The sequence below is a fragment of the Neisseria sp. P0021.S005 genome (genome assembly GCF_051956955.1).
This window is the reverse complement of record NZ_JBQCWY010000158.1, coordinates 1-5,893: the sequence shown is the minus strand read 5'-3', so window position 1 is coordinate 5,893 and position 5,893 is coordinate 1. Positions and strand designations below refer to the sequence as shown.

The 5,893-nt window shown below is 51.3% G+C and carries 5 protein-coding genes; all 5 read right to left on the bottom strand.

Going from position 1 to position 5,893, the window contains the following annotated elements; all coding sequences use genetic code 11:
* Positions 1–160: 160 nt before the first annotated feature.
* Positions 161–1,132, bottom strand: coding sequence for an iron chelate uptake ABC transporter family permease subunit (locus ACTHUE_RS09735; RefSeq protein ID WP_440403105.1), 972 nt, complete (start codon positions 1,130–1,132; stop codon positions 161–163).
* On the bottom strand, positions 1,122–2,090 hold the full coding sequence (locus ACTHUE_RS09730; protein WP_440423376.1) for an ABC transporter permease: 969 nt from the start codon (positions 2,088–2,090) through the stop codon (positions 1,122–1,124). The genes ACTHUE_RS09735 and ACTHUE_RS09730 overlap by 11 nt, the downstream gene beginning before the upstream one ends.
* Positions 2,091–2,320: 230 nt before the next feature.
* Positions 2,321–3,283, bottom strand: coding sequence for a siderophore ABC transporter substrate-binding protein (locus ACTHUE_RS09725; protein WP_440423374.1), 963 nt, complete (start codon positions 3,281–3,283; stop codon positions 2,321–2,323).
* Between the two features lie 115 nt (positions 3,284–3,398).
* Positions 3,399–5,501 (bottom strand): TonB-dependent siderophore receptor, encoded by a 2,103-nt coding sequence (locus ACTHUE_RS09720; RefSeq protein ID WP_070460546.1) that lies wholly within the window; start codon positions 5,499–5,501, stop codon positions 3,399–3,401.
* 170 nt (positions 5,502–5,671) lie between these two features.
* A partial coding sequence (locus ACTHUE_RS09715; RefSeq protein ID WP_440423372.1) for a hypothetical protein occupies positions 5,672–5,893 on the bottom strand: 222 nt, incomplete at its 5' end.

Here is a 5,893-nt window from a genome sequence, read left to right as displayed (position 1 = left end):
GTCGGCCAATGCGTCTTGGACGGTAATGGTCGGGGCGTCATCGAAGAATGAAGGGAGGCGTTCTTGTGTCATGAGGGTTGTCCTTTATGGGTTTGCTTAGGCCGTCTGAAGGTTTCAGACGGCCTGAGTTTATTTTTGCGAGCGTTTGGGCACGTTTAATTTATTTCTTTTTCAACACCAAATATAAAAATACCAATCCGCCTGCAAATTCGACGACCACGCTCAATACGGCCTGCATGCCGAGGAAGTGTTCGAAGATGGTTTGCCCACCGACCAACAGGATGCCGCCGACACAAAAAGTCATGGGCAGACGGACGGAATGTTTGACCGACGGGGAAAAGTGGTTGGCCAGCGCAGCAACCAGCAGGCCGAAAAAGCTCACCGGGCCGACAACGGCGGTCGCAGTCGCAACCAATGCGGCGATCCACAACAGCAGCCATAAGGTGTTGCGCGTGTAGTTGATGCCCAAATTGATGGCCTGATTGCGGCCGAGCAGGTAAACATCGAGGCGGTGGCGTTCGCGCCAGATCACGGCGGCGCTGATGAGCAACACGACTGAGCCGATACCCAACAATTCCGAGTGGACGGTATTGAAGGTGGCAAACATATTCGCCTGCGCGGCGGTAAATTCTTCGGGATCAATCATGCGCGAAAGCAGCGACGACAGGCTGCGGAACAAAATCCCGAAAATCACGCCGATTAAAATCATACGCGACAAATCTCGTCCACCTTGTTTGATGAGCGTGTAGAACAATAGCAGCGAGCCGCCCATCATGACGATCAGTTCAAAGCCGAATTTTCCCGTCAACGGCAGGGAAGCATAGCCCACGCCGCCGAGCGTAAACACCAGCAAGGTCTGCAAAAACACATACAGCGAATCGAAACCCAAAATCGAAGGGGTCAGAATCGGATTGTTGGTCAGCGTTTGGAAGAGTTGCGTGGACACGCCGACCGCATAGGCGACCATCAGCAGTGCGGCAAGCTTGGTCAGACGCAGGTGCAAGACAAAGTCCCAATCGCCTTTGACGTTGAGCGTCATAAACAGGACGCAGGAAACCAGCAACAGCGCAAAGGCGACCCACAACGGACGGCTGCTTCCTGCCATAAAACTGATATTTTTTTCAGACGGCATGAGCAGGTTTCCTTAATAAAAGCCACAAAAACAAAACCGTCCCCATCACGCCAAAAACCGTAGAGACCGGAATTTCAAATGGAAACACAATCACGCGTCCGACAATATCGCACAGCAACACCAAAGACGCGCCCAGCAAGGCCACCGCAGGCAGGCTTTGGCGCAGTTTGTCGCCCATCAGACGGCTAATGATGTTCGGCACAACCAAGCCGATAAACGGAATATTGCCGACCGTCACGACCACCAAAGACGTAATCAGCGCCACAATAATCAACCCCAACCACAGAATCGCCGTCCGGTTCAGCCCCAAGTTTACGCTTACTGTTTCGCCCAAACCCAAAATCGTCAGCTGGTCGGCAATCAAATAGGCAAACAAAGCCAAAATTCCCGTTGCCCACAACAGCTCATACCGCCCGAGCAACACGCCGGAAAAATCGCCCTGTTGCCACACGCCGAGCATTTGCAGCATTTCGTTTTCATACGCGATAAAGGTGGCCACCGCCTCAATCACACCGCCGAAAATAATCCCGACCAAAGGCACCATCAGTTGCGCGGTCGGCGGCAGGCGGCGGATCAGCAGCATAAAGACCAGCATCCCGATCAGCGCGGCAACGGCGGCAACCGACATTTTTGCCAGCAGCGGCGCGGCCGGAAGCAGCAGGGTCATCAACAGCAAACCCAAAGCCGCGCTTTGGCTTGCGCCCACCATCGACGGTTCGACAAAACGGTTGCGCATCAAAATCTGCATAATCATACCGGCCACCGCCATCGACGCACCCGTCAGCACAATCGCAAACGTGCGCGGCAGGCGGCTGATGAACATGACTTGCTGGCTGTCGGATAGCGAAAACAGGGCGGACCATTTGAAGTCGGCCACGCCGACCGACAGGCTGACGGCAAACAATATCAGCAGCGCCACGCCGTTGGCCGCATTTAAAAATGAAGGTTTGTGAAACATAAAATGGTTCGGAAAAAATAAGGCCGTCTGAAAGAAGGGTTAAGGTATTTTGCGAAAAAGGCAGGTCTGCCCATCATAAAAACAGATGCAAACAGGCAAAAATTGTCCATTTGCACCATGTATTTTCAGACGGCCCAAATCCAACGACTTCAGATCAAGCAGCTTGATCCTGTGAATCATCAAACCCTTTAGGCCGTCTGAAAGAAGCGGGCGGCTATGCCCGCGCCGAATTACTTGGCCGCATTAAACGCATCGCTGACCTGTTTGGAAGCATTCAGCAATTCTTGTGCGCCGCCGGCCGCCAGATAGGTTTCCGGTACGAGGTACACGACTTGGCCTTTTTTCCATGCAGTTGTTTCGGCAACCAAAGGATTGTCCAAAACATCTTTCGCAGCCTGACCTTCTTCACCGATGGCCGCGCCACGATCCAAAACGAACAGCCAATCAGGGTTTTTCTCTTTCAGGTATTCAAAGCTGATAGGCTGGCCGTGGCTGCCTTCTTTAATTGATTCATCGACAGCGGGAACGCCGATGTCTTTGTGCAACCAACCGCCCAAACGGGAAGAAGGGCCGAAAGCCGACATCTTGCCGCCGTTGACCAAAATTACCAAACCCTTGCCTTTGCCTTGAGCAGCGGTTTTCGCCGCTTCAAACGAAGCATCGATTTCCGCTTTCAGCTTGTCCGCTTCGGCTTGTTTGCCGAAGATTTGCGCCAGTGCGTCGATGCGCTCTTTTGAGCTTTCTTTCAGATTGGCGGTTTCGGCGGTCATCTCGATGGTCGGTGCGATCTCGTTCAACTTGTCAAACGCTTTGGCTGCACGGCTGCCGATGATGATGAGCTGCGGTTTGTAAGCGTTGAGTGCTTCGTAGTCAGGCTCAAACTGCGTGCCGGCAGGTTTCGTGGTTTTGAAATATTCGTCCAAGTAGGGCAGGCGGTTTTTGTCGACGGACAAACCGGTTTTCACGCCCAGTTTGTTTAAAGTATCGAGCATGCCCAAATCGTAAACGGCGATACGCTCCGGATTTTGCGGCACTGTTGCCTCACCGCGCGTGGTTTTCACCGTCAGGCTTGCGCCTTCGGTTTGGGCGGCAGAAGCGGAAGCAGTTTGTGCCTGATTGGAAGCAGAATCTTTTGGTGAACACGCACCCAAAGCGAGGGTGCAGCATACGGCTAAAGCGGTCAAACGTAACATAGAGTTTCTCCGTAGTCGGAAATAAAGTAAATCGAAATGATAACTTGTATCGGATTATAAAGCTAGATGCCGTCTGAAAACTTTTGTTTTCAGACGGCTTTTTCAAGCTGATTGCTTAGAAGCGGTAGTTCACGCCCAAGCGTACATCACGTCCGGTACCTGGTAGGGTATTGGTCCAGCGTTGGCTGTGCGGATAGTAGAACTTGTTAAACACGTTGTTGACTGAAAGATTGACATTGAGCGTGTCTTTGCCCAGTGGTTTCCAGTTGGCGAAGACATCGTTCACACCGAAACCTTGGCGTACAACGTTTTCCAGTTTGCCGTCGCGACCTTTTTGACCTGCCACCAATATCGAACCCACGGCTTTTTGAACATAGCGTCCGCGCCAGCCGATTTCCAGATTCGGATTTTGGAAGCGGTAGGCAAGGGAGGCCGTCCAAGTGCGGCCGGTTTGTGCGCCAAACTCGGGGTTCGCGCTTAACAATTTATCTTTGTGCGTATCGTAAAAACGCGGTTTGCTGTGGCTTACGCCGACTTTGGCAGTCAGGCCGCCTGTACGGTAGGACGCGCCTAATTCGTAACCGTGGTTTTTGACGTAGCCGGCGTTGACGGCTTCACGGATGGCGACAGAGTCGTGGCGGTTTTGCGGATTGGCAAGCGCGTCTTTGATGGTCTGCCAGAAGTAGCTGCCGTTTGCGGCAAACGTGCCGTCGTTGTAGTTGAAGCCGATTTCGGTATTGCGCGCGCGTTCAGCTTTAGTGCCGTCGGCAATCGAGATGATGCCGCGTTTGCCGTGGGTTTGCAGCGCGTCATACAGGCGCGGGCTGCGGCTGGCGTAGTTGTGGCTTACGCTGAAGCTCAAGTTTTCGACAGGTTGGTAAATTACGCCCAGACTCGGGTTGACTTTGCCGTCTGAAACCGATTTGCCGTCATGGGTTTTGATATCGAAATGGTCGTAACGCAGACCGCCGGTCAGGGTAACATCGCCGATATCTTGGATGGCTTCGACATACACGCCGTAATCGGTTTTGGTCGGGTTGGTCAGGCTGTATCCGCGTACCAGACTTTGCAGGGCGGCATTGGTGCTGGTGTATTGCGAATTCAGGAAGGTATGAGGTTTGATTTCCTGATGGCGGTAGTTGACACCGTATTTCAACAGGGTTTTTTCGGCAAGGCGGCTGTCGAAGTTGATATTTGCACCTTTGGTGGTGATTTTGGTTGTGGTCGGACCTGCCACATTGCCTGCGTAACCGCTGCCGCTGTCATCGGCGGAATAGCGTTCGTTTTCCAACACATAGGCGTTGGCGTTCAGTTTTTCGACAAAGCCCAGGTTTTTACCCGTGTACTCCAAGTTGGTGTTGGATTGGGTAGTTTCACGGTATGAGGGTTTCTGCCTGTCTTTTGCAGGGTTGGACTCGAAGATTGTAAACTCTTCACGCACAGTACGGATGCCCCGGTGCTGGTCTTTCATGTGGCTCAACACGATGCGGTGGTCGCCGTCGCCGAAGGTTGTTCCGATTTTGGCCAGGTAGCTGCGTTTGTCCAGTGCGCTGTAAGGTACGGTTTTGCCGCCGTTGGGACTTTTGTAGCCTTTACCTGCTTCGTAATCTTTTTCATCGTTGCGGTTGTAAGAGAATAAGCCGTCGAAGTTGCCGGCTTTTCCGAACACGCTGGCGCCGTAGTTTACGCCGTCATTGCTGGCATAGCCGCTGCTGAGGCGCACGCCCCAGTTTTTGTCCAAACCTTTTAGCAAGTCTTCGGCATCGACTGTTTTAGTAATAATCGCGCCGTTGGTCGCACCAATACCGGCAGATGCCGAGCCCGCGCCTTTCTGTACGGAGACGATTTTGACCAGCGCAGGGTCGATGATGAAACGGCCTTGGTGATACAGTATTTGGCTGTCGGAATAGGCGTTGTCCACCTTGATGTCGACAGAGTTCTGACCCATGCCGCGCAAGGTCATGTGTTGGGATGTGCCGTTACCGCCGCCGAAATCGATGGCAGGTTCTTCTTTTAATAATTCGCGCAAATCGGTTGATGTGCTTTCGTCTTTTTGACGAAGGGTGACGATATTGGTTTTGATTTTGCTGCCTTGGCGGTCACCTTTAACGGTAACGGTATCAAGCACAACATTGTCTTTGGCTTCATTTTCTGCGTGTGCAAAACCGGCTGCCAGTGTCAGTGACAGCAGGCTTAGTCGGAACAGGGGCGTATTCATTGAAAATGTCCTTAATAAAATGACAGTAATAAAAAAATAAAAGCAAATCCAAATCAAAGAGGAATTATCTTTAAAATATGCAATTAAGAATAATCATCATTTATAATAATGCATTAAAAAGGAATAGTTGTAAAGAGTTGTGCTGCATTTGTAAAGAAATTGTGTTGTTTTTAAACGAATTTTGCAGTTTGTATGTCAGGCCGTCTGAAAAATAAGTGATCGGGCATTTTTGCGTATGAAAATATTTGGAAAGACTGCATAGAATTTTTTACTTTTTCCCTTGAATTTGTCGCAAACAACCCAAATCTACCCGCCATTACGGCAGGCTTTCTACTAAGTGTGCCGCTATTTTCAAGCAAACCGTGTCTGTCATGTCCGACAGACAATTGTTT